Raw genomic sequence first — 25,698 nt, 5'->3', positions numbered from 1 at the left:
GGGGTGGCGGGGGCGGTGTCGTATCCTCTACAACTACCGGTGTCGTATCGACCGGGATTTCCTCGGCAACTTCCTTTCCTCCTCCGCATGACATGCTCACAACAGCAGCCATCAGAAGGCTCAACATCAGCATCAATCCAAGCTTTTTCATTCGTTTCACATCCTCCCTATGAAGAACACATTTTATTCCATTCTCAACTAGCGCCAATCTAACTGCCTGCTAAATACCGGTCAATAAAAAAACCCGGGTTTCTGCCATCACGGGTCGATTTGTCGCTTATACAACCAGTTGTGAGAAAAGGTCCTCAGGGTGGGAGTATCCGGTGGTGGGTTGTTCAGTCGGCGAAGGGATAGACCACACGATGCCAGGTGGGATTAAAATGCAAAGGGCGAATTCTCACATATGCGTTGTCGCGCCATGCCTTTGACGGATCAGTGGTGCCACTCCCTCCACCAGCCGCTTCGATCTTGAAATATCGATCCAGACAAATCGCCACATGTCCGGCTCTGCCGTTGCAGTCGATCCGAAACAGCAACGCCCCGGAGCGAGGCAGTTCGACAGCATTAGGTTGGAAGTGCCGTAGTAGGTCGTCGGCAGTGAAATCTTTATTTTCGCTTAGTAAACCGGCTGACTTGAGACATTCTACGACCAGTCCCGAACAGTCAAACCCGGACGGATCATCGCCGCCCCAGATATAGGGCGTTCCCAGATACGACAGCGCGGTTTTGAGAAACCATTTCTTAGATATCCGAGTAGACTTCATACAAAGAGAGTGACCCCGGCAATAACCGCACAATCTAACGAAAAAATGTGTATGTTCGGCACATGCTTGTGATCACATCTTGAAACTTGCCACTCTGCTTAGTAACGGTTAACTTTAATTATGCTCTTGAAGGATCAACAACCGTGAGTTGGCTCCTAGTGTTGTATTTTATCGCAGGAGGAGCCCTTTCCGTTCTTCTGATCCTGATGGCGACCTCGTCGATGATCGAGCGCAGGCCGCGCGCGGCATATGTCAGTCTGATATTTCTGGTTTTTCTTGAACTGGCCTGGTATGGAATGTACATCCAGTTGTCGGAGCAATTCCTGGCTATCCCATTGGGTGCTGTTGTCCTCGTAGCTCTGTTGTTCTTTTCTCCAGTAGGACGTACAAAATCAATGACTATCGGGCAGATTACTCACCGGGTCGATGAGCGGGATGTGGTCTTCTCGCGTGAAGAGTATTTCCCCGATGATCAAAGATACAACCAATATTACTCTCGCCGACCGGAGTTAAAAGAGATCGATGACCGAATGCGCACTCTACCGGAGTTGCTCGAACCGGGCGGGCGATATTATGATCCAATCCGCACCATTCTGATCGACCGCATGTTTGACGTAATCGTTGGTTATGCCCAGCGGGTGGACGGCCCTGTGAAAGATGAGCGCGTTGAAGTACCAGCGGAACAGATGACAGTCCAAATGAAGAAACTGATCCGCAATCTGGGGGCTGATGATGTCGGCATAGCCACATTGAACCCCATGTGGGTTTACTCTCATGTTGGTCGGGGAACAGAGCCGTGGGGGACACATATTGAAAACAACCACAAGTTCGCTATTGTCTTCTGTTTTGAGATGGATTATGAGAGGGTGGAAAAGGCTCCCGGTCTGCCACTAATGCACGAATCAGCCCTGAGGTATCTTCAATCATCACAAATATCGACGTCGCTTGCTCACTATATTCGCAGTCTCGGCTACCCCGCCCGGGCGCATGTTTCCGGAAGTAACTACCAGATCATGCTGCCACCGGTGGCTCACGATGCCGGTCTGGGCGAACTGGGTCGTATGGGATACTTGATTTCGCCAAAGTTCGGCCCGCGGTTCAGACTGGGAGCTGTAACGACCGATTTGCCGCTTATTCCGGATAAACCGATTGTATTCGGCGTACAGGACTTCTGTGCCAAGTGTCTCAAATGTGTCAGCAATTGTCCGTCGGGTGCTATTCCCAAAGGCACTACGGAATCTGTGTATGGCGTTGAAAAATGGCCTCTGAATGTTGAGAAATGTATACACTACTGGCGGCGAATTGGTACTGATTGCGGTTTGTGTATGCGGGCCTGTCCTTACAGTCATCCTCCGACGCTGGTGCACAACATAGTTCGGTCCGGTTTGAAACGATCCGCGTTTGCCAGGACGGTGTCGGTTTGGGGTGATGATCTTCTGTATGGGCGAAAGCTCAAGTATGATCGCGGTCAAGTCTGATATCTGTTCAAATCCGAGAAAAAAGAAAAACCCTCCGGTATAAAACCGGAGGGCCATATTTTGTGCACCCACCTCCGAACCGCCGCCGAAAGACTCTAAGAGCAGCCGGCTCCGGCCGAGCACCCCTGCAACACACACAAGGATCTACTTACCGCTGCTACCTCCCGGTCCTGACGGAGTTCATAGGCTTCTGTTGTACAGGACCCGACCCTCATCACTGCTTACCCGTCGAAATCAATCGACCGCTAAGCCCTCGGGTGGGACTTCAACCCCGGTAGAGCGGATTCCGGGTAACAGGGCACCGCTAACTCCCCGTCTAGCACACAAGCTTTGCTTGTTCCTTCTGGCCTGAAGGTTACTACCGTTTCACGCAAATGTCCACTGCATTTCCGCCTGAAAACGGATAACTTTCTGTCGGGTGGCATGCTCAAACTTGTTTGGGCATGCAGGCATCGCCTGTTTCTGGTAGTGCAGGAGCCCCGGGTGCCATGCTAATTTCTTGGTGGCCCACAGTACCCGGCCTTGGTAGGGCAGGAGCCCCGCGCTCCTGCCGAAAGTCTGACCTACAACGACTTGTCATGCCGGACTTGATCCGGCATCCAGTCTTGTAGGTCGACACTGTCTTCAGTTTCGACAATCATCCCAAACCTACGGACACGCCACCGGGGCGGGTCCTCCCGTGAACAGGTAGGCGACGAGATAGGTCAGGTCGGCTATATTGATCTCACCATTGCCGTCTATATCACTTTCATCTATACACGGCGGCTCTGCCCCTCCTGTGAATAGGTAAGCCACAAGGTAAGTCAGGTCAGCAATGTTGATTTCATCGGGCAATACGTAGTCGACATTACCGCGGATTCCGACGCAGCAACCAGAATTATGCGCTATGATCGGTGCATAATAACCAAAGCGTGTATCGACAACAGTTACCATTCCGGTGCTGCTGTCCAAGGTGACTGGAAGTCTCTCCCACTCTCCCTGGCTATCATTCCACCTACCCATATAAAGAACATGAACTGAATCAAGATATTGAATGTCAGATGTGTCCATGATAACCGTTATGGTGGCTGGATTGAGAAGCACGATCGTATCTGGTTGGATATTGAGCACATGTCCCGAGACAGCATCATCATCAAGAAGTAGCGCGGAACTCTTCCATCCTCCACCTATACCGCCAAATATAGAACCAATTCCTACCCAGATAGCCTCAAGGACACTCGATGATGGAATATCAACTCCTTCGCCACCTGGAGTGTGAATCACAGCGCCTTCCACCGTACACTGATTAAGCATACATTGGTCGTTGCCGGTGCCATTGTTTGAGCACAAATCAGAGCCGCTGGAGACAATACTGGCCATGTATGGCTGCCCCGCGACAAACCCGGGCAAACTCGAAATGGGGACGGATGTGGAGTAAATCAAATTATCATGGTCCTCAATGTCCCATGTAATGTCATAGGCTATACTCTGATTAATCACCTGACATTGAGGTGCAATGCTCGACTGCGGGCCGTCTTCATAGACACCCCTGTCAGGATGAACGGCCACATTCAAGAACATAGGATTAGCCATATTGTCCCAACTCGCCGCTGGCTGAATATTGAAGTCGTTTCGAAGTGTTGTCATTACTTGTAAGTCCTGCCCTTGAAGCATAGGAATCCTAGAACCAACATAGGTCATATTACTAAAACCATATGACTGCACTATTCCTGTAGACGGATGAATATAATGCTCAAATGTAGTATTTATGACATCAAGACCAATCATAGCTACTTCACCAAAAGTGTGTATATCATCGGCAATATCTAAAGCTATATAAAGTCGTGCAGCTTTAGTAAGTCTTCCTGGGTTATGAAAAGACCCAAGGTGTTTGGCAAGTTGTGGCCCACCGCTAACTGCTGCCGTGAGGACAAATGCACCTACATCTATCGATGATTCGCTGGTAGCAATACATACTTCATACTCAATATCTCTTAATTCATCACTACAGGTAGATGGAACTACATATTTCTTAGTAAGATCTGCTGAAATACTAATCAATAATGGAGCACACCCAATAAAAGCTCCACCTACTGAAGCTAATCCTACACCACACATTGCACCCTCAATACCATAACTCATGATATTCCACATTAGGTTTTCTGGCCATAGTGCCTTATCAATCTCATTGGCCATCACCCAACCGTTCTCACCACGAATTGCTAATATGCGTACATTAGCGGCAGATTGCTGGGAATAGTCTTTTAGAGTGGACACGACAGCTTCAGTACGTTGCTCATGAGCGACCAATCCTCTTTCAAGCCACCCTGCCGGACCGTGAAGAAATGTTTCGACCGTATCACCGCTGTAGCTCCATGCATATCCTTCAAAGAACTCGTCGTTGAGCGGTGAGCTCAGATCGTTGGCAACGGGCGGGTATGGTGCAATTGGTGTGTAGAGCTCATCGAGAGAATCAACCGTCCCGACAACCGTGCCCTCAGGGAAACTCGATGATGCCAACCAGGTTTGCAGCGAATCGGAGAGGCAATCGTACCCACCGCAATCTTCGTAGAGCATGACTGACAGAGGTATTGCTGCATTGCCGGCATTGAACCAGAGACCATGTTGATCAACCTCGTCGCACGAGATACCGTCAGGTACTAAGAGCGTGTCAGGATATATGAAACTGCCTGACTCATCGGTCGTGACTCTGAATACGGCAGAGTCACCCAGAAACAGGTCCCCGGTGATTGGATCATAACAACGAACAGTCTTCGCTGGGATGCCGGTGTAGCCGATGTCGAGAACACGACCAAATATTCTCATATTGCTGCCAGCTTCAATGGCGGGTAGGTCAGTCGGAGTAAATGTGGTATCCAGTGCGAGTGTAAAGAGCGAAATACTGTCAAGCAATATGTGCGAGACGGGCGGACCGTATGGATTAGTTTGATTGATTAGTACTGAAACATTGTCAGAATTGCCATTCGCCGTTGCAAGATCATAGTCACCGTCCCCGTCAAGATCAGCTGAGAAAACAGACCGAGGCCCATATCCGGCGGCATAGTTAACCGCACCCTGGAATGTTCCGTCGCCATTGCCCAGTAGTATCGAAACATTAGCAGAGTTATAGTCCACAGTGGCCAGATCATTGTTACCATCGCCGTTAAAATCAATCAAGAAAACAGAGAAAGATTCACTTCCAGCGGCATAGTTAACTGCAGACTGGAATGTTCCGTCGCCATTGCCCAGCAGTATCGAAACATTGTCAGACAAATAGTTAGCAGTGGCCAGATCATTGTAACCATCGCCGTTTAGATCAATCGAGAAAACAGACCGAGGACCATCTCCGGCGGTATAGTTATCCGCACCTTGGAAGGTTCCGTCGCCATCGCCCAACAGTATCGATATATTGTCAGAACTATAGTTAGCAGTCGCCAGATCATTGTGGCCATCACCGTTAAAATCAATCGAGAAAACAGAGCTAGGGCCATCTCCGACGTGATAGTCAAACGCAGACTGGAATGTTCCGTCGCCATTGCCCAGCAGTATCGAAACATCGTCATTGTAATGGTTCGCAGTCGCTAGATCATTGTCGCCATCGCCGTTAAAATCAATCGAGAAAACAAAGACAGGGTGACCACTGACGAAATAGTTAACCGCAGACTGGAATGTTCCATCGCCATTGCCCAGCAGTATCCAAACATTGTTAACGTAGCCATTCGCAATCGCCAGATCGTTGTCGCCATCCCCGTCAAAATCAATTGAGAAAACAGAGTTAGGGTAATCTCCGGCGTCATAGTTAACCGCAGACTGGAATGTTCCGTCGCCATAACCCAGCAGTATCGAGACATTGTCAGAGCCCCAGGTCGAAGTTGCTAGATCATTGTAACCATCGCCGTTGAAATCAATCGAGAAAACAGAGGCAGGGCTATCACCAACGGCATAGTTAACCGGCGGGGCAAACATATCTTGTGAGAAAGCACTGATACTTGATAATGTCACAAGGAAGACAACAAAGATGCAATTTCTCAATAGTGATAGAGTCTTCATGTTTGTAATCTCCTTAGAAGCAGTATGTGAGTACTCGTTGAGAGTCAATATAGCACAAAAGAGCCTATTAACAAGGGGTTTCCGGTTGTGGTGGTCTGCCTTGTTAAGTCCGTCTTTCCGGCGAACGCCGGAATCCAGTCTTCGAATCTGGAACTGGATACCGGATCAACAGGCAGTGCCTGAAGTCCGGTATGACAGGTTCTTTTTTTGGATCAAGTCCGGTATGACAGATGGTTAGGGCAGACGACAGGTATCACCTGTTTAGGGCGTCTGCCGCCCACAGAAGTCTGCGGAACCACTAAGAAGGATTCCACCCTACCAAGATTATGTCCAGTTGCTATGTTATGGAGAGAAGAAGAAAATGGAGCAGATCGGGATCGAACCGACGACCTCAACGTTGCGAACGTTGCGCTCTCCCAACTGAGCTACTGCCCCATTAATCTATCACCTTCGGTGTCAACACCATCGGTGAAAGCTTCGTCACAAGTCAAGTAATCGTCCCGTGACGGTCCCTACAATAGTGTCTATCGGCAGATTTGCCAAGAGAATTTTGGGGTGCGTCTGGAATTCCGTTTGCCCCCGAACCATATTCGCCCTCAATACTCGAATCCCACCCGCACTGTCAGGGATGGATTGATCGAGATATCATAGGCGCTATTGCCACCCTTCCCATACGTGAAGCCAACATCAATAACCCACGCATAGCGTGCTCGCGAAAACAGCAGAACCTCTGTGGAGGCTTTGATCATCAGGTAGTTAGTCGATTGCGTCATCACCTCCCACGGTCCTAAATGGCCCAGACCGAAGTACACTCCGGGACGAACGGCGATGCCGGAACGAGGAATATAGTGCATATATTTCAGCCCCAGGCTGAAATCACCCAGAAATTCGTCGGTGTCATAGATGTGGATATTGTGCAGGTCAACCGTAGGAGAAACCATGAATTTCCCAACCAGATGGATGTTGAAGAACACTCCGAACGTAACAGACGGCCCCGGATTATGCTCGTATCCGTTGACGTTGATAATCCCCATGTTGATTATGCCACCTTTGATCCCGACCCCTCCCACCCGGACCTGGCTGGGGATATTAGGCGCATCCAGTGTTCCCGCCACACCTGTGTCCGGCAGAGCAAGAGGTCCGATGACACAGGCAACAAAGCAAACAATCAGGGCTTCCCTGATAGATATGGGGATCATGCTTTCCTCTTCAAACAGTTCATCTAATAAACGATCCTCATCGTGCGTATGTCAATCTTCAATAACCAACAGGCTGTTCGTGTAAAATATGATTTGGCCTTGAGACCGCATTGACTATATTGGACCGTTATGGCATATCAGATTTTCGCTCGTAAATACCGTCCGCAGACGTTCGAGGACATAGTAGCTCAGGAACATGTCACTCGTACTCTGCAGAACGCTGTCAAGAACGACCGTGTGGGTTCGGGCTATCTATTCTGTGGCCCTCGCGGGACCGGAAAAACGACTACCGCCAGAGTATTGGCTAAATGCCTCAACTGCGCCGAAGGCCCTACGGCAACTCCTTGTGGCGAATGTTCGGTCTGTGTCGAAATAACGGCCGGCAGTTCACTGGATGTGCTTGAGATCGATGCCGCCTCAAACACGGGGGTCGATGATGTGCGTACCCTGCGTGAGAACGTGCGATATTTGCCTACATCGGGGAAAAAACGCATTTTCATTATCGACGAAGTCCACCGTCTCTCAGGTGCGGCTTTCGATGCTTTGCTGAAGACGCTTGAGGAGCCTCCCGATCATGTCATATTTGTATTCGCCACAACCGAGCCTCTGAAAGTTCCCGAGACAATCCTCTCTCGCACCCAGCGTTTTGATTTCAAAAGAGTTTCATCAACTGATCTGGCAAAGCATCTAAGGAAAATAGCCGAAGCAGAGAAACTGCTGATTGACAACGCCTCGCTGGTGTTGCTGGCTCGCCGGGCTGATGGTTCGGTGCGTGACTGCCTTTCGCTTCTCGATCAAGTTATCGCCTATGCCGGAGATACTGTTTCGTCTGCTCAGGTTGTTGAAGCGCTGGGCCTTGTTGAACGACAGACCCTCTTTGATTATACAGCCGGAGTGGCCGCCGGAGATGCCCCGCTTGTTCTGGGATTGGTGCGCAATATTGATAAGTCCGGCACCGATGCCAAAGATTTTCTCCACGAACTGCTTGACCATTTTCGCATCCTGATGATTCTGAGTACCGATGAGTCCGTCAAAGAACAGCTTGATTTGGATGTGGATGAGATGACCGTCTATCTCGAACAGGCCCGTTTCTTTTCGACAGGTGACATCGTTCGTTTGATGACCATTGCTGCCGGACTCCTCCGTGATCTTCGTAGTGGCCTTGAGGAGCGCCTGGTGCTTGAAACCGGTGCGGTACGAATGGCTACGCTGGAATCGACGGTTCGCTTTGAAGAAATCCTGGCCCATCTCAAAGCCAATCCCAACATCGTTTCAGCGGCGGTGCCGCCAAAAAAAAAAGGTGATCCCGTCGGCGAACCGGTAACGTTTGTGAAAAAACCGGAGACTGTCCCACAGCCGCCTGCTGATTATACCGGCACCCTAAACCTGCCACAAGTTCAGGCCGGGTGGGAGAGCTTTATAACGACCCTGAAACAGAATAATGCAATGCTGGCCTCACAGCTCGGGATGGGCGAGATCGGCGGAGTAGTTGACAACAAGATCAAACTTGTCTTTGGTTCCAATATGGCTGCCTCGGTCCAGGTCATCCAGAAACCGGATAATCTGAATATGGTACTTCAGACCTTAGGAGACTATTATCGGGCTAATGTCAGACTCATTTTCGAAGTTGATCCCAACAAGAAGGATCTGCCGCGAGGTGCTGATACAGATAGCAAACCGAAGATTGATCTGGCCCGTCTTCAGGAGAACTCACCGCGTCTGCGGAAACTCCTCGAAAAAGTCGATGGCGAGATCATCGGTGTAAAACAAGTAGACAAAGGACGCTGATTTCACGAAAGGATAACATCATGGGTAAAGGTGGACTCGGAAATATGATGAAGCAAGTTCAGCAGATGCAGGCCAAGATGGCAGCAATGCAGGAAGAACTGGCCGAGAAGGAAGTTGAAGGCAGTGCCGGCGGTGGAATGGTCAAAGTTATTGTTAATGGCAAGAACGAAGTTGTCTCTATTACCATCGATCCGGAAGTTGTTGATCCTGAAGACATCGAAATGCTGCAGGACCTGATCGCCGCCGCTGTCAATCAGGGAATTGAGAAAGTAGCGGAACTTCAATCTGAGATGATGTCCTCGGTAACGGGTGGTTTGAATCTCCCGGGAATGAACCTCCCTTTCTAGTGCCATCATGATGTTCAAGTCGGCCGCATCGTTAGAACGTCTCGCCAATCGCCTGGCCAGTCTGCCCGGTATCGGACGCAAGACTGCCACGAGACTCGCTTTTCATATCCTCAAGTTGCCCCGCGAGGAAGCTCTGGACCTGGCCAACACGATCCGTGAGGTAAAGGAGAAGGTCGGGTTTTGCTCTGTTTGTTGTAATATTTCCGAGACAGATCCCTGCCACGTGTGCAGCGATCCCTCGCGTCAGACCAGCATTATTTGCGTGGTCGAGGAATCAGCCGATGCGGCTGCGATGGACAAAGTCGAGGGCTTCAGTGGTTGTTTTCATGTCCTCGGTGGCCGACTTTCGCCACTGGACGGCATTGGCCCCGATGATCTAAAAATCAAAGAGTTGCTCGCCCGTATTAACGATGACTTGAAAGAAGTTGTCATCGCCACAAATCCGAACGTGGAAGGTGAAGCGACCGCCATCTACCTGGCTCAGTTGCTCAAACCGCTTGGCCTAAGTGTGACCCGCATCGCCCGGGGTTTGCCGGTTGGATCGGACCTCGAATATGCTGATTCGGTGACACTGGCTCGGGCTATGGATGGTCGCCAGGAGTTATAGAATAGAATGCCAAAAACTTCTAATGACAAATCACTGATTATTGTGCTCCTGAGTTCGGTAATCCTGTTTATCGTCGCGCAGATATTTGGACATAGCATCTTTGACAATGGCTGGTCGTTCGATCACTGGCGACATATCCCCATTCTCTACATTGTTATCTGGCTGCTGGTTCTCGGTGGCTTGACCGCGTTTCTAATCCGTTTCTACGACAAAGCGACCTTGTGGCTAACTTCAACTCGTGGTGTGATTACGAGCGCGGTGGGCTTGTTTTTGCTATTGCTATTCTTCCAGTACGATTCCTTTCTCTATGGCGGCGGCAATCTTCGGGTAGCCCAAATTGCTCAGACTCCTGATGTCATCTTTCGTTGGTACGAGTATGGTTCAATGATGACCGTCTGGTTGATTTTTCAACTGGTTGGTCTGTTTGAAATTCATGCCAACACGGCTGGCGTTGTCGCCTGGAAGAGCTTCGCTTTCTCATGTACGGCCCTCTCACTGGTAGGCGCGATCAAACTGGTTGGCGCTTTGACGTCAGAATACCGGCAACGCCTTGTCCTTTTTGCTGTCATTTTCTTTGGACCACAGTTTCTGGTTCAGTTTGGCTTTGTAGGTGTCGAGCCGGTGGTAGTGGCATGTACAATCTGGTTTACCTATACTGTTGCACGCCTCTACGAACGTTTGTCGGCAGTGCGATTCATGACTATGTGGGGCGTTGTCATTGTGGGACTTTTCTTCCATGCGACGCTAATTTACCTCGCCCCGGCGGCAATCTATGTTTCGTTGACCGCCGCTCGGGGAAGGCATAACATAGCAACATTGCTACTGCCTCTGGTTTTGTGGGCCGGTATGTTCGTAGGTTTCTATTCCTGGGCCGGACAAAATCTTGAGCTTTCCCGGTACGTCCTGTTTCTCACCGGCAAATTGCCCCAGTTCGATTATGGACTGATCTCCTGGCGTCGGTTGGGGGACATTGTACAAATCGTATTGCTCATTTATCCACTGACGCTGTTACTTAAATACCTATTGATGCGGTCTATTACCCGAATCTACACCCAGCCCATGACGGTGGCGATGATGTACCTCTGCCTGGGCGGATTTACGATCGTCTTCGTAACCGATCCGATCAACAGTATAGTCCTGGACCTTCCACGTTTGGCAGCGTACCTGATGCCGGGAGGGCTACTGCTGGCCCTAATGCTAAGGGATCGACTGAGTGACAATGGTAATGGTACCATTCCTGAACGATCAATCCTGCCAGCGTTAGTTGTGGCCATAACAGTAATGTTACCGCTGAGTTTTGTCCCGGTTTACACCAGTATCAGTTTGGCCGAGGGGTATGTTGAGGATTACCTTGACCGACATGATGCGTATTGGATTGCAGGTACCCCTGCTTTTCGTGATGCTTATTTCTATCGCAAGGATATCGACAAAGCCAACGAATGGGATTGGAAGCACATTGTAAAAGCGCCTGACTACCTTGATTATCAGGGTGTGGTTGAGCTGACGGTTGGGGGAAAGACGTCCGACGCTCTCCGTTCTCTCAACAACCTGATTGCTCGCAATCCGTACTGGATGCAACCACGGGCGCTCTATGCCACGATCCAGATGGAGATGCAACGGTACCGGCTGGCCAAGCCGCAGATTGACACAGCCCTGCTGTTTGAGCCGTACGGCAAAGAACATCAGATGAATCTGTACCGGTACTACCGTGATATGCAAAACTACGCCCATGCTCTCGTTCAGGCGGAAAAAACAGCCACACTTTTTCCGTCGGATCTGGAAATCCGAACCGATGTTATGATTATCAAGTTCCGGACCGGGATGCTGGTCGACGCCGAGGAAATGGCTGACGAATTGATGACTGCTGATCCGTCACAGCCTTATCCATATTTGATCAAGGGTTTCATCCTCGAAAAGCAGGGTCATCCCCGACAGGCGTTATTGCTCTATGACAAATTCATTGAGCTAGCCCCAGAGGAAACCGACACCCCAGCGATAATCAATTTACGAGATAGACTCCTGGAAGAGTTGCAGAAAGAGGAGTAGAGAGGATTACTCCGTCCCGACCGTTGACGTCGATTCATCTTCTCGCTCTGCCGGGCGTTGCAAGCGGTCCAGTTGATGGGTCATATCGCCCAGTTCATCGCGCGCCTTCGACAGGCTCAGGCTCAGAGAGCGTGATGATCCTTCTATACGGTCGTGCAACTTCGTCAAACGAGACAGTGATTCACTCAAGCTGGTAACGGCCGCACTCAAGCGAGCTGTGTCTCCAGCCAGTTCCGTTCCGGTCTGCATCGCCGCCAACGATGCCAGGAATGCGTACAGATGCCCCGGTGAACTGGGGATGACGCGTACTCTCAGCGCATAATCAAACAATTCCTGGTCTTCTCCAGCAACCATCTGGTAGTACACTGCCTCGGAGGGAATATACATGACGGCAAACTCGGTCGTTCCCTGTTCGGGCAGCAGATACTTGTCGTGAATACTGTCGATCTGTTTCTTCAGAGCCTGGCGGAATTGTTTCTGTGCTATGTCTGGTTCATGGTTTGTGACCAGACGCTGGTATGATTCAAGGGGGAATTTGGAGTCAATCGGCAGCAACTTGTTGCCCAGCCGGACTACCGCATCCACCCGGCAACCTGAGGTCAGATTGTACTGCATTGAGAACAACTTTTGCGGAAGAATAGAAGCCAGCAGGTTTTCCAGCAACATTTCGCCCAAAACACCCCGCATCTTCGGTGGCTTGAGAAGGTCCGATAGAGATTGGATGTTGTTGCCGATCTGTTCGATATTTTCTGTCTGTTGCTGAAGTTGTCCCAGTTTGTGTTCGATCTCTCCGATAATCTCCAACCGTCTATCAACCGAAGAATTACCCTGGGCCAGGCGCTCGTTGATTGTCCGATTGGTTTCGTCGAGCGTCTGCCGCAAGGCAACCAAACCTTCCAGCTGTTTGGCGACCAATTCAGCCTTCAGACTCTCGATGCTTTCGAAAAGTCGGCCAGGAATTGAGGCTTGAGACTGACGACGGAGCGACATCACCAGCAACCAGACCACCCCCACCAATAGGAGGGACAGGATAAACAGGGTAGCAAATGACATGTTCGGCATAGCTGGAATCGTCTTCTTCTACTTCAAAATCAGTTCGAAATCACCCTTCTTAGGAACGACCTTACCTGAGAGTTCTTTGCGGAACTTCAGAGCAATACCGCTACCTTCGGCAAAGAAATACTCATCGGACGGGGTCAGGCCATTGATGAACTTGCCCAGCAGTTGGTTGGTGGCGAAGTCATATAAGCCAGCCTCGTTGGCATCAAAACGGATACAGTAGCGATAGCCGATCAAAGGTTTGGAATCGCTGTGCTGTTCATCGAAAAGCAAAGAATGCTGGCCCACTAGCTCTTCATTGAGTCCGAAAAACAGATCGCCAGAGGGGGGCTGTTGTCCACCTCCGGTTACAAGGATCGAAACCCATTCCTTGTCCTCAGTAACGACAAGGTCGTCGGTTTCGAGGAGTTTTCTGCCCTGTACGGTTCCGCCGGGAGCAAAAGCGCTCTCTTTTCCCAATTGACGTTCTGCATAAGTACCATAACTCTGCATTACGCTCAGCCAATCCGGCTCCTCCAGTGTTTCGCAGAAGATCTTGTGCACGGCCTCGACGTCCATTTTAGAAAGAGTGCTGTTGGTGCCAGATAGTGACCGGTATAGTTCCAGATACTTGTCCATCCCTATGGCATCGACAACGTAGGCCGTGAACAAACCAGCCACAGGATAGGACATGTCCGCAGTGGCCATTTGCTTGAAGAGCTCCATGGTGATAATGGAGTCAATTTCAACTAGACCATGATCCTGAAGAAACCCGGCCAGGTAATTCAGCGTTTCAGTCGATTTTCCCCACCGACCGCCCAGATACACTGCCAAACCTTCTTGTAACAGCGGCAAAGTGTAGAGTGGTAGCTGCTTCAAACGGACATTGATCAGCAGGTGTGCAACTTCATGAAAATGCGGGAAATAGGCACTGATGACATCATTGGTGGGCAAGTCCAGCATTCCTCTGGTACGAAAGCCGGTAATCAGTTTGACCACACTGTCAGATGGGCAGTAATAGTACTCTATTTTCTTCTCCTGGAATGTCTTAAGATCAGCTCGCAACATTCCCAGCGATTCCGCCATGTCACTGACAAAATGATCCGCCTCGGCCAATGTGGTAGGATTGAGATAGGCGATACGGTCGGGGTGGCAGCGAATCCGGAAATACTTGCTCTCAATAACGGTCCAGTCACGACCATAATAATCCTGCGCATGGGTAAGCCAGAAATAGTCACCATCATAGTATGTGTAATACAAGTGGGTTACTTTCTGGTTGTTGAGTGTGGCCGAGTATTCACCTGTGAAATACTCGGTGCTTCCATCCAGTCCGCTCATCTTTCGAATGGATCGGTAAAGCTGATCGCGCAGAGTTGGAAGATCTTGCATTACCGGCGAAGAACAGTCGAGCTTGATGGGAATGTCATCGTATTCAATCCCGAATCGTTCCGAGCGTTCGATTACTGACTCGGTCCAGAGATTTCGAGCTGATTCAAGGTTGTCAGATACCAAAAGATCGAAGTAGTAGTAGATGTTTTCCACAGCCTCCCGGGTACTCACCTGGCCAGCATGTATTGAAGCCGGGTAAAGTACCAACATCACGAGGACTACGACCAAAAATCGAGAAACGGAAAAATATCGAAACATGTCATGTCTCCATAAGAGATGATTCAGCGATTAGGACACAATATACCGATTGTACCGCTGATGTCCAGAACTGTGCCGAAAAAAATACCCTATCGCGCCGAACCCCGGCACTTTGAGGTCAGTTAGAACCACAATACCAGACAAGTACCATAACAGTGGTATGGAGCGTACAACATAGTACTGTTAAATGCTTGACCCGGTCACAAGAGAGGTTATTATCCGTTTGGTTATCACGAATATACTATGCACCAAGGAGTACATCTGTGGAATACTACGAAGGTCTTATAAGGGATACGGAATTCTTCACAACTGCCGAATTGGCCAAGAAACTCAAGATGAATGTGCAGGTAATCACGCGCAAAATACAATCGGGTGAGATCGCTGCCTACAAGATCGGGAAAGACTGGCGGATCCCAGAGCAGTCTGTTTTCGATTGGCTGGAACAGAACTCCAACGGCAATAGACGGACCGAACCCCGGAAAACCAAAATCAGGAAACCCGCCCATCCGGAGTCTCCCAGAAGAACAACCCGGCATCATGTGCTCGAATATATTCTTGCTCAGTTCGAACCAGGCCTATCTTACAGCGCTACGGAAGTGACGCGAACGATAGCCAGATATCATGATGACCATGATTCCATCCTGCAGGAATTTGTTTCCGAGAAGATGCTGGAGTGCATTGATGGCCAATATCGCCGGCGTCATGGTTACAGCCTGTCAGGGACAACGATTCCAACCCGAAGATAACGTGTAATAAAAAGCGCCCCCGTCGGTGACGGGAGCGCTAAAGGTCATTTCGTATCGTTTCTCATTGGCCTTGACGCGGCATGGGCATCCCGGAGGGAGTCCCCAATCCTAATAATTGCTGAACCCCGGGATCATTGCGATTGACTTTGTAATTGGCAAACATGGCGGCCGCTCGTTGAATGTCAGAATAACGATTTTCACTACCCAGAACACTGATGAGTTTTCGGAAACTGTAACTATTGTTCATGTTGGCTCTAAAAGCCACCCACATCATGTCAATTCCTTCATCAATCAGCGCCTGGTTCTTTCGTAAGCGTCCAAGTTCCACCTTAGTAATACCCAGGTCCTGGCGATAGAAGAAGTTTTCTTCATTTGAAGCCAGGAATGAGGTCAGTGTATCTTGCAGCTGTACCAGCAGAGATTCCGGGGCCGCATGATCACCATTAGCTGCCAACATATCTCCGAGCAGCAGATAGGACTGCCAGTATTCGGGGTAGACATCGATAATTTTCCGCAGGGTTTGCTCGGCTTTGTCCTTTTCTCCTCGGCGGTTGAGTTCGTCATAGAGCCGGACTGCGTTCACGCCGTAGCTCAGAAATACGCCGGTGGAATTCTCATTGCGATAGACATCCGAATTGGCATAACCATCGTAGCGGTACGTATTCATCATTAGATCGTAGCCACGATCAGGATCAATCAATCGTTCGCCAGGTTCCCGATCCAGCCGATACAGCAACCCGACCGAGGTAGCGCGCTCCCTGAGTTTCAATGGCGATTCAGCATACGGAGGAGAACTGAAATAGATTGGATTCTCCCATTTGTTTGTGAGAACGATTTCGTCCACCATCATGTCTTGAACTTTGCAAATCCGGCCCTCGAAGGGTCCCCCCTGAAGGTAAGTGGCACGTTGCCGGGGTCGATCATAGAACGGCTTGAGTGGACGTCCGGCCCAAAGTCCCGGTCTGACCTCGAACGGATGCCAGACAATCTGTGAGTCGGAAAGTGAAATCGGGACATTGAAGCGGTTTTTCATTTGCTCGACATACCAATCCGTATTCAATAGCGACAGGTTGACGACCCGTACATCCAGACGGTATTTATAGACCTCCTGGATACACCAAAGCGGGAATGTGTCATTGTCGCCGGAGGTGAACAGAATGGCGTTTGGTTCGCAACTGTCAAGAAGGTTGGCCGCATAGTTGTACGGGATAGTATCTTTGGAACGATCATTGGGATGGAAATTCTTGGTTAAACCAACAATCGGTAGTAGCAACAGTATCGAACTGGCGTAAGCGATTGTCTTTTTCATACCCGGATTCCCAGCTCCGAGCTTGTCACGCAGGAACTGAGATACCGCAACTATCCCAAGCCCCATCGCAATGCCAAAGAACACAAAAGCCGGCGTGAAGAAATAATCACGGTTTCGTACTTCGAGGTAGGCGTCGCCGGTGCGTACGTCATAACGTACACCATCGGCGAAATTCATATACAATATCAGCCCCGCCGAACAAACTATCAACAGCACGAAGAACGGCAGACCGATCTCCAGACGTTTTCGAATTGCCACCAGAACGCCGATCATTCCGAGGATGAAAAACGGTGCGAAACCCCATCGGCCGGTTGAATACTGTTCCTCAAAATAGGACCAGAAACCCATATGTGGATGGCGGCCAAATTGGTTGCTGAATTCGCCGCGCCTTTTAAACATACGATCGACCATAGAAGTCTGGCCATATTGCTTGCGATCCAGGTAGTTGACAAAAGTACGGTAGTCACGTGAAGGATTGTTCTCATCAATGCGCGGGCTCTGAGCGGAGCGGATAGGTATGAACGCATGTACCGACATGCCCATTAAGCCGACAAATAGCACCATCAGGGCTGCTTTCCACTGCAAGCCAAGGTTGTATTTCTTCGAGACAAAGGCCAGCACTACAATCAACACCGTAGCAATCGGCAGCACCTTGATATACAACGAAAAGCTCATCATGATGGTGAAGAGAGACCCGAGCGCCACCAATACTGCCCAGTTGATTTTGCGGTACAGTAGAACAAACAAGACTATCGCCCCCACCGCACTGAACAGGTAGAACATTTTACTGCCCTGTGCTGGATCGGCTATTGTATTGGAGAACGTGATTATCAGCATCAGTTCGAAAAGGACAAATCCACAAAGGATACTCCAGTCTCGAATCGTCGCCCCCCGGTGAAGTATGAAAAACAACGCGCAGATCGGTACCACAAGGAAAACGGTCATGTGGATTCCAATACCGACCATCGCCAGGTAAGAGACCAGCATAAGCGTTATCTGCCCGGTGGAGGTTCCGCGCTGCTCGTAATAGCGCAGGGTCAGCCAGACAATTGTTACCGACAGCCACAAAGCCAGACCATAGACTTCAGCTTCCACCGAGTTGGCCCAGTTAGTGGCGGAAAAGGCAACAAAGAACCCACCGGCCAAACCACCGATATAGGTGATGAACCGATTCAGTTTTTCATGTTTAGCTTCACCAAAGAAATATCCGCCAATACGCACTGTCAGCAAATAGCTGAACGCCGCTGTCAGGGCGGAGCCAACAACCGAGAGGTAGTTGATCCGGTGCGATATGTCTTCAACAAAGGGTATCAGCGCGATCACCCGACCAAGCAACACAAACAAAGGTGTGCCGGGGGGATGCGGAATACCAAGAGTATACGAACAGGCTATAAACTCTCCACAGTCCCAGAAGGAAAATGATTGCTGGACTGTTATAGCATAAACTATGAAAGAGACCAGGAATACAAACGCTGCCAGAATCGCGTTGGTTCGGTCGAATTGCTCCGGTTTAATAGCTGTCATATTCGTATACGACTCCTCCCAGTACAACTGGGTCTGCCAGCACAGCCCAGTTTAGCTGTAACGCTGGATTTGAAGGCCGTAATTGGCCTGAATCTTCTCTCCGATTTCCAGTCAATCAAGTAAAGCATGAGTTTCTCTAAGCACAACTCTTAATTTAATACTCGACAGATCTGTAATTGGATTAATATAATAGTCGAAATTGTGGTTAACCGATTGAGTAGGGAGGAACCCTCTTAGCGGTTCTGCCAGGCATCGCCTGTTTTTTATTGGTAGAACCACCAAAGGTACAGCCCGTCGAATAACACCGTGCACGGCAGACGTCCTCGTCTGCCGATATTACAGCGCCCTACGAATAACTTGCTGTTCGCCTCAGTTTTTTGGTGCCTTCCCGGTTTCTCTGGTGTAAATACTACTATGACTAAGGATGCAGCCATAGGCTTGTTTGACTCCGGCGTCGGCGGACTCACCGTTTTCCGCGAAGTAGTGCGGATATTGCCCGGTGAAGATGTTGTCTATTTCGGTGATGTCGGTCGTTATCCCTATGGCGGCCGTTCCAAAGAAATCATCACTACCTTCGCCCGTCAGGATATCGCCTTCCTGCAGGAGCATAATGTCAAGTTCATCATCTGCGCCTGCAACAGCGCCTCCTCGGTTGCCCTGGAAGAAATTCTGGACGATTACGAAGTGGAGATTATCGGTGTTATTGAACCGGGCGCAAAGGCAGCGGTGGAGCAGACAAAAAATGGCCGGATTGGTGTTATCGGCACCCATGCTACTATCGGTTCCAACGCCTATGCCCGGGTCATACATAGTCTCAGCCCTGAGGTAAAGGTCTTTTCGCTGGCCTGTCCGCTTTTTGTGCCGTTGGCCGAGGAAGGGTATATCGATAAACCTGCGACCCATGAAATCGCCCGCGACTATCTCCGGACCATGCACGACGTCGAGGTGGACACGCTGGTTATGGGATGCACGCATTATCCTCTGCTTAAGAATGTCATTGCCGAAGTGATGGGGGAAAACGTCACGCTCATTGACAGTGGTGAGGAAGCCGCCCGTGAAGCCCTGCAACGGCTTAAAAACAGCAGGTTGTTGGCTCCGACCGATGATTCTCGTAAGGGTGAGCACAAATTCTATGTATCGGATGTGCCGGAGAAATTTGCGAACATAGCCGCCCGTTTTCTTGGTCATCATATTGAGCAAATCACTCGGGTGGATATCAGTGGGTATTGATGGTGGGGACGGGGCAAGAATACGAACTTTACTATGGCGAAGAAATCTTTGATCTCATTGATTTGATTGAGCGCAAGGTCGCGAGCTACAACTTGCCAAATGATCATCGGGATACGAAGACTCTATGCTGGTGTTTCCTTGATGCAATATGCCATTTGGTGAGGGGAGGATTGGGTTCCCTGCAGCAAAGAGGGTGGCTAGTGACCAGGATCATGACTCGAAGTCTGGTAGAGTATATCTTGGATCTCACGTTAATAGCTCAACGTGATTGTAGGACAACAAACGAGGCTTTCGCTGGTTACGCTATACTTGTGCGCTATTGGGATAAAGACGGTCTAGATACATATCGCAACAAGATTCCTGAAATCAACCGCGAATATCGGGAATATGTCGATCATCAGAAGAAGACCAATGGCCTCTTGTCAAAACACATTGATGTGAATGAAGAAACCGGCCTTGTAGACTACGACAAGACTGCCGTAAGCCTGAAGAGTCACTACAGAGGCAGTTGGACAGGTATGGATGCTAGGAAGCGTTTCAAGACCGTTGTCGTTGAAGCCATCTTTGGATCGGACATAGAAAACCCGGAGGGAATTTGGGATTCGGCCGAAAACAAACTGAAGCGGATAGAAAGAAAAGTCTGGGACGATTGGAGCGAATATGAGAGAGTTGAGCACACGATTCGGCGTCTAATTGCAAGTGTCGATGGAACCACAGCGCATGACACTGAACATCTCTTTATGTTGATACAAGATAGCCTGGAGCACTTCTACTTCTATTCGAAGTTTGTTCATCCCACGGGCTTTGGGGTTATTCAGTCATATTGGCAAACTCCAAGCGATTCGGCTTCCAAATGGGGGTGGACACCAGATTCCTGGTTGTGCGACGCCGAGTTTGAACTATACTTGCTACTTAACGCTGCCGTTGCCTCATTTGTCCTTTGCCTTTCGCCTTGCGATCGAGAGGAACTGACAATGGAATTTAATAGATCTGTCGAAAAGAGCCCCCACTTAGTCACGAGATTCACATCGGAAAGTTGACCCCCCATGCAACTAATTCTCGCTACTAACAACGAAGATAAAATCCGGGAGATGAAACAACTACTTGATGATCTCCCGGTCACCATCCTTACCCGCGATGATTTTCTTGAGTTTCCCGATATCGAAGAAACCGGCTCCACCCTCGAAGAAAACGCCATCCTCAAAGCAACTGGCATTGGCAGGTTTTGCGATATGCCCGCTCTCGCCGATGACAGCGGACTCGAAGTTGACGCTCTCGACGGCGCACCCGGTGTACACTCTGCCCGTTACAGTGGGCAGGAACCAGCCTACATCAAGAATAACGAGAAGCTGATCGCCGAACTTAAAAACGTCCCAACCGAAAAACGTACCGCCCGGTTCCGCTGCGTCATAGCCATCGACTGGGGTGCTGGCAGTGCCAGTGCCGTAGGTGTATCTTCTTCAGGGTCCAAAGACGGTGTGGACATAGTGGATGGATCGGTTGAGGGCGTCATTACGGAAGACATAGGAGCCGCTCGCGGCTTTGGGTATGATCCGGTGTTCTATTATCCTCCGGCGGATAAACGGTTCTCGGAAATGACGCTTGAGGAGAAAAACCTCGTCTCTCATCGTGGCCTCGCGTTACAGAAAGCGCGTACGTTAATTATCGAACACTTTAATCAAGTGCGCGAGTAGTTTGTCACCCCTGCGGACGCAGGGGTCCAGCAGGCATTACCTATTTTCGTACTGGATTCTTCCTCACAGATTTATCGGGCCGTCGCCATCGCCCCGGTTAGTATGTACTCGATCAAACTTCGTATCGACAGCGGCAATTCGTTCTGTGAGTTTTGGTGATGTAGCCAAGGCAAAATTGGATGGTCCCTCCAGAAAACCCGCCGAAGCCATAGCCGAACACCACCAGGGATGGCTTTGATTGGACACGATTATGTCGACTCCGCGTACCTCAAGATAATCAGTCGCGGCAACGATAACCGTGTCTGCCAACTCAGGAGCTGCCCAGCAATCAACGATAGATCCTACCCTCATATTGCCAAACTGCTTATGGTCTGACATTTGCGTGTCCAGCATAACCGCCCAGCCAATCGCGACATCGTCGCTGTTCTTAACGATCAAGCGAATGAAACGTTCGTCGTCCGGCGGGTAAAGCGTATCGAGAACAGTATCGTTGCGGACTGAAGCAAATGAGTATTGGTCTCTACACGACGACCACATTCGGTTCGCCAAACCCTCAAATTGGTCTACGATTGTTGTATGATACGATCCCATTCGTGATGGCTTTTTCCTGCGTGACGCCTGAATGGATTTTATCCCCAGCCATCCCAGTCCGGTGGCGGCTGATATATCGCACAGCAGGCGCATCACTCCATGGCGACGAAGATATGATGACTGACGCAGAAATACACTGGGGTGAACGACACAAAAAAAGAACGGGACTGCCTGCAACCGCCAGCCCATCGCAGCGAGCATCATCGGCAACGGGCGCTCTGTTCCTCCCATACCAAGGGCGTAGAGCAACGGCTGGCGTTTTAGAGCATCAGTCAGCATCTGAAGCCCGACTATATTGTATCGTTTGTCTATCGTTCCCTCAGAGAGCGGTAGTTGATAATTGCCAATATCAACAGTGTTTCCACCGATCAGGAACTCCTGTCCCTTCAGAAAGTATCCCCCATGCACAGTACTACTGTCCTCAATGGCTAGATAGTAGTCCTGACGAATCGGCCCACTATCTATCGGACAGAATCGCTCAGGCTCGTGCCGTTCGGGGAACTGAAACGACACTCCTGCTTTCTTCAGACGGGCGTTGAAGGCTGTCACTTCGGTGATATCGCGCTCGGAATATTTCTGTATTTTCACTGTCATGCTAGGATTCAGGACCTCCCCGCGCGCAGCTTGTGTTTCAGCCAGGTCCATTCCAGATGGCTTCGTTCGCGATTGGTAATCGTGTGTGTTTCGTTGATCCGGCGAAGGAAATCAAGCAGATCCGACACCGGAACAAACCAACCGTTCTTGCTGGTCAGTCTCTTGATGAGTGTCTCGAATCTATTGTCAAGACGACCATTGCGGCAGAATCCAGCCCCGAAGTGCGTGTACATGATACAGGCTCCGCCTTCGGCTTCCAGTCGGTCCTGGTTTTCTTCGGACAGGCATCGGTTGAACGATTTGATCTCCGGTCCCTCCGACGACGCAAACCAGAATGGTACAAAAGGTCGTTGTGGATCGTGATAGGGCATAATCGGACAGGCATTTAAGGTGTTGATGTCTTTGAAAACGAAATTGCGAACGTAGGTGATTTTGTCATGGCACAGGTCGCCCCAGAACAAGGGATCGGATTCGACATGACCCCGATAACGACCATCAAACCGGAATCGTGTGGCCAGATTGTATATAATGCGACGTAAACCGCTGAGCCGGTCGCTGCCCCAATAGATATTTTCCTCGCAATCACTGTGGTTGGCCATAGCCGAAGGCGGCCCACCGAACAATTCCTCAAAGCGATTCAGGCCACGAATAGTAGTCTCTCGCGACGAGGTGAAACGGGCCGCCATGTGGTAGCCGATTTCAAAACCGGATCGCTTCAGCCCGAGTAACCAATCGAGATAGTCTTTGTCCTCACAGGATGCCTCCTCAACGGGAAGCAGGGGTGATGCCGCCCGCGAAGATGATATTAACGGTGATGCATTCAGAGGCCAGACAGATTTGGTGGTGCGCATCCCGCATTCTGCCAGCAGGTCATATACCGGCCGAATATTTGCTAGTGTAGCCAGATCGGTGTCGTCAAAGATGGTGAATGCGAACGCTTTTCCTTCTGGCCATCTGATTCGTTTCATAGTGTGTCCGCGATTTCCCTCAACCTTCTATCAGCGTGATCTCTTTAGGGAGAGGGTAATCCTTATCCCCTGCCCAGCGATATATCTGGCCGTCTTTATCGAGACCGAACCCTGAGTGTGCGAAGAATTCCCGACAGGGATTATTTCTCTTTGTCGGTATTGGCTGAGCCAATATCTCTGATACACCTCGGGAGCGTGCGTGAGCAATCACGGCATGGAGCATCGTTTCTTCGATTTTGCGTCCCAGCACCCGGCAACTGAGAAGGAAATCTACAATATGGGCCGTATGACCGTCTATCTCACAACTGACAATCCCTGTCAAACCGGAGTCGCCGAACTTGTCCTCGACGCGGAATGTTCGTAACCAGTGATTATCGTTTTCGACCCAAGATGACAACTCGTCATCGGTCAAGCGACGGGTGGTCATATTCATCTGGTTGGTCTTGTTCAGGAGCTGGACCGAGCGTTCCCGGTTAAGGTCGCCAAGCGGTTCAACAGTCACTTTTATTTGCAGGCTCGCTAGCCATTCTTCGAGCGAACCGACTTTCTTAACAAGATTACTGCGGTGCTGTTCCGCGCGATACATTTTCGTTCGCGCCATATCTTCCACCGAAACTGTCGGAGTGTCAAAACAATTCATCGCCAGCAGAGTAGATGTGTACAGCATTGGATCGCTGGGCCAGTCCGGCACCAGTATTTCTGGCAATGCCGCTTTTACGCGGTCGCGTTCAACCGGGTTGTCGTCGATGAACACGGTCGATTGCAGCCCCAGGTTGAGTTGTTCGACCAGCTCGGCTATATTGCGCGCCTTGTCATCCCAGTTAATGCGCCAGCTCACAAAATCATCCTCAGCCAGAACCATCTCCGTATGATTGTTTATCGCTTCAAGGGCAGTGCTTTCCTCATTCTTGCTGACGATGGCCAGCAACAGGCCGCGCCGGGTGAGAGATTTGAGTGTTCTCTGGAAATCAACAAACGCCTCGCCAATAGGATCGTGTCCACCCAAGCGCAAATTTTCGTAGCCGATTTCACCGACTATGCCCCCCCAAAGAGTGTCATCAAGATCAACGATAATCAATTTGCGAGCCTGCCCGAGGATTCCGGCCATGGCGGCTTTGATATCATTGACCGCCGCCATGAGAACCTCGTTACCAAAAGCGACTTTGCCCAAATACCAGAGTTTCGGATTGCAGGCATGCTTACCGGCCAGAATCATCCACCGGGATGCATTCAGTATGAACACGTTCGAAGAGTCGGTTTGCCGATGAGCCAGCTGATCGACCAATCGCAGGTTCATCCTGGCGAGCAGATTCGCGACCCCGAGATCGGACTGCATGTCAAGCATCCCCCAGCCGCGAATGTATTGCGGGATGGTCCACTTCGGTATTAAAACGGCTCGTGTGCGGCGTGAAGCAGCGGCAATCATGGCCGCATATTGGTCAACTTCGCCAAGGACTTCTTCGGTCTCCACCTGTTCGAACTCCAGCACACGTTGAAACGATGGGATTACCGCCTGCGGCCTCGTCCAGATCACAACCGCGTCCGGCTTCGGCTGCCAGCATTCGTGGTGGTCGTCAAGTAATACTGGGACTACTTGCCCAAAGGGAGCGGATACGGCCTCAATATGCGGAGAAGTTTCGTCGTTGGTCAATAATCCGGCCAGATTATCAACCGTGAAGTCCGCAAGCAACAGACACCGGAGAGGCAGGTCAGTCATTGGCGATGTCCCCAAGTTGACTAGTGAGATATGTTGTTAGCGAGCCGACAGTCTTCAGTGGTGAATCGTCGGTCATATCCACCGCCAGGTCTGTCAGCGAGACAAAACGTTCGCTCAGTTCTTCGATTTTCTGCTCAACAGCCACGATGAATGTTATTAGTCCGAGCGAGTCAAGCTGTGTCCCCGGTCCGGTCAAGGCCGTTTCAGTAGAGGGAGCAAGTTGCTCAGCGGCCGATCTCTGGTGGTTCAAATCATCTATGGCGGCCCCGATAGCCTTACTGGCGATCTCGGTAGCATTCATTTTCATTTCCATTCAATGGTCAGAGGCCTCCGGTATTATCGACAGGAAGGTAACAAAACAAGGCTGTCTTGTCATCCGGAT

19 protein-coding genes, 1 tRNA gene and 1 other RNA gene are annotated in these 25,698 nt (G+C 50.2%); 9 read left to right on the top strand and 12 right to left on the bottom strand.

All coding sequences use genetic code 11. From position 1 onward, the window contains the following. Nucleotides 1-335: 335 nt before the first annotated feature. Complete coding sequence (locus KOO62_11600) at nt 336-764, bottom strand: C40 family peptidase (GenBank protein ID MBU8934632.1); 429 nt, start codon at nt 762-764, stop codon at nt 336-338. A gap of 143 nt (nt 765-907) precedes the next feature. Between KOO62_11600 and KOO62_11595 the strand changes: the two genes are divergently transcribed. Then, a complete protein-coding gene (locus tag KOO62_11595) occupies nt 908-2,242 on the top strand; it encodes a reductive dehalogenase (GenBank protein MBU8934631.1) in 1,335 nt (444 codons plus the stop codon). Between the two features lie 60 nt (nt 2,243-2,302). Here the strand turns inward: KOO62_11595 and ffs are convergent. From ffs to KOO62_11575, 4 genes are all read right to left on the bottom strand, one after another. Beyond that, nucleotides 2,303-2,567, bottom strand: an RNA gene (gene ffs, locus KOO62_11590) — signal recognition particle sRNA large type. A gap of 323 nt (nt 2,568-2,890) precedes the next feature. Next, complete coding sequence (locus KOO62_11585) at nt 2,891-6,271, bottom strand: VCBS repeat-containing protein (protein MBU8934630.1); 3,381 nt, start codon at nt 6,269-6,271, stop codon at nt 2,891-2,893. Nucleotides 6,272-6,633: 362 nt separating this feature from the next. Then, nucleotides 6,634-6,706 (bottom strand) — tRNA-Ala (locus tag KOO62_11580). 161 nt (nt 6,707-6,867) lie between these two features. After that, nucleotides 6,868-7,470, bottom strand: a complete 603-nt coding sequence (locus KOO62_11575) for a hypothetical protein (GenBank protein ID MBU8934629.1) — start codon at nt 7,468-7,470, stop codon at nt 6,868-6,870. 129 nt (nt 7,471-7,599) lie between these two features. Here KOO62_11575 and dnaX point away from each other — a divergent pair, with 129 nt between their 5' ends. The 4 genes from dnaX to KOO62_11555 are packed head-to-tail and all read left to right on the top strand — an operon-like array spanning nt 7,600 to nt 12,258. After that, nucleotides 7,600-9,258, top strand: coding sequence for a DNA polymerase III subunit gamma/tau (gene dnaX / locus KOO62_11570; GenBank protein ID MBU8934628.1), 1,659 nt, complete (start codon nt 7,600-7,602; stop codon nt 9,256-9,258). A gap of 20 nt (nt 9,259-9,278) precedes the next feature. After that, complete coding sequence (locus tag KOO62_11565; GenBank protein ID MBU8934627.1) at nt 9,279-9,605, top strand: YbaB/EbfC family nucleoid-associated protein; 327 nt, start codon at nt 9,279-9,281, stop codon at nt 9,603-9,605. Nucleotides 9,606-9,615: 10 nt separating this feature from the next. Beyond that, entirely contained in the window at nt 9,616-10,212 is a 597-nt protein-coding gene (recR, locus tag KOO62_11560) for a recombination mediator RecR (protein ID MBU8934626.1), read from the top strand. A 6-nt stretch (nt 10,213-10,218) separates the two neighbouring features. Beyond that, nucleotides 10,219-12,258 carry a hypothetical protein gene (locus tag KOO62_11555; protein MBU8934625.1) on the top strand — a complete coding sequence of 680 codons (2,040 nt, stop codon included), beginning with the start codon at nt 10,219-10,221 and terminating at the stop codon, nt 12,256-12,258. Between the two features lie 6 nt (nt 12,259-12,264). Here KOO62_11555 and KOO62_11550 read toward each other — a convergent pair whose 3' ends face one another. Further along, nucleotides 12,265-13,311 (bottom strand): DNA recombination protein RmuC, encoded by a 1,047-nt coding sequence (locus KOO62_11550; GenBank protein MBU8934624.1) that lies wholly within the window; start codon nt 13,309-13,311, stop codon nt 12,265-12,267. Between the two features lie 27 nt (nt 13,312-13,338). Further along, nucleotides 13,339-14,895, bottom strand: coding sequence for a hypothetical protein (locus tag KOO62_11545; protein MBU8934623.1), 1,557 nt, complete (start codon nt 14,893-14,895; stop codon nt 13,339-13,341). 311 nt (nt 14,896-15,206) lie between these two features. Between KOO62_11545 and KOO62_11540 the strand changes: the two genes are divergently transcribed. Next, nucleotides 15,207-15,689 (top strand): helix-turn-helix domain-containing protein, encoded by a 483-nt coding sequence (locus tag KOO62_11540; protein MBU8934622.1) that lies wholly within the window; start codon nt 15,207-15,209, stop codon nt 15,687-15,689. Between the two features lie 61 nt (nt 15,690-15,750). On the opposite strand, the gene KOO62_11535 is transcribed toward KOO62_11540, so the two are convergent. Beyond that, nucleotides 15,751-18,522 carry a DUF2723 domain-containing protein gene (locus KOO62_11535; GenBank protein ID MBU8934621.1) on the bottom strand — a complete coding sequence of 924 codons (2,772 nt, stop codon included), beginning with the start codon at nt 18,520-18,522 and terminating at the stop codon, nt 15,751-15,753. Nucleotides 18,523-18,936: 414 nt separating this feature from the next. Here KOO62_11535 and murI point away from each other — a divergent pair, with 414 nt between their 5' ends. The 3 genes from murI to rdgB all read left to right on the top strand — a co-directional run bounded on the left by murI (nt 18,937) and on the right by rdgB (nt 21,446). Then, the gene (murI, locus tag KOO62_11530) at nt 18,937-19,752 is read left to right on the top strand and encodes a glutamate racemase (GenBank protein ID MBU8934620.1); all 816 of its coding nucleotides are present in this window, start codon (nt 18,937-18,939) and stop codon (nt 19,750-19,752) included. 200 nt (nt 19,753-19,952) lie between these two features. Then, complete coding sequence (locus KOO62_11525; protein ID MBU8934619.1) at nt 19,953-20,792, top strand: hypothetical protein; 840 nt, start codon at nt 19,953-19,955, stop codon at nt 20,790-20,792. Nucleotides 20,793-20,798: 6 nt separating this feature from the next. Continuing rightward, on the top strand, nt 20,799-21,446 hold the full coding sequence (gene rdgB, locus KOO62_11520) for an RdgB/HAM1 family non-canonical purine NTP pyrophosphatase (protein ID MBU8934618.1): 648 nt from the start codon (nt 20,799-20,801) through the stop codon (nt 21,444-21,446). 63 nt (nt 21,447-21,509) lie between these two features. On the opposite strand, the gene KOO62_11515 is transcribed toward rdgB, so the two are convergent. The 4 genes from KOO62_11515 to KOO62_11500 are packed head-to-tail and all read right to left on the bottom strand — an operon-like array spanning nt 21,510 to nt 25,629. Further along, complete coding sequence (locus KOO62_11515; GenBank protein MBU8934617.1) at nt 21,510-22,631, bottom strand: hypothetical protein; 1,122 nt, start codon at nt 22,629-22,631, stop codon at nt 21,510-21,512. 8 nt (nt 22,632-22,639) lie between these two features. Then, nucleotides 22,640-23,599 (bottom strand): hypothetical protein, encoded by a 960-nt coding sequence (locus tag KOO62_11510; GenBank protein MBU8934616.1) that lies wholly within the window; start codon nt 23,597-23,599, stop codon nt 22,640-22,642. Nucleotides 23,600-23,618: 19 nt separating this feature from the next. Then, nucleotides 23,619-25,316 carry an HAD-IIIC family phosphatase gene (locus KOO62_11505; protein ID MBU8934615.1) on the bottom strand — a complete coding sequence of 566 codons (1,698 nt, stop codon included), beginning with the start codon at nt 25,314-25,316 and terminating at the stop codon, nt 23,619-23,621. Beyond that, the gene (locus tag KOO62_11500) at nt 25,309-25,629 is read right to left on the bottom strand and encodes a hypothetical protein (protein MBU8934614.1); all 321 of its coding nucleotides are present in this window, start codon (nt 25,627-25,629) and stop codon (nt 25,309-25,311) included. Before KOO62_11500 ends, KOO62_11505 begins: the two co-directional genes overlap by 8 nt. Nucleotides 25,630-25,698 lie beyond the last annotated feature (69 nt).

The sequence above is a fragment of the Candidatus Zixiibacteriota bacterium genome, assembly GCA_019038695.1.
GTDB lineage: Bacteria > Zixibacteria > MSB-5A5 > GN15 > FEB-12 > B120-G9.
The sequence above is the reverse complement of the archived record's forward strand: the minus strand, read 5'-3'. Positions and strand labels throughout refer to the sequence as shown.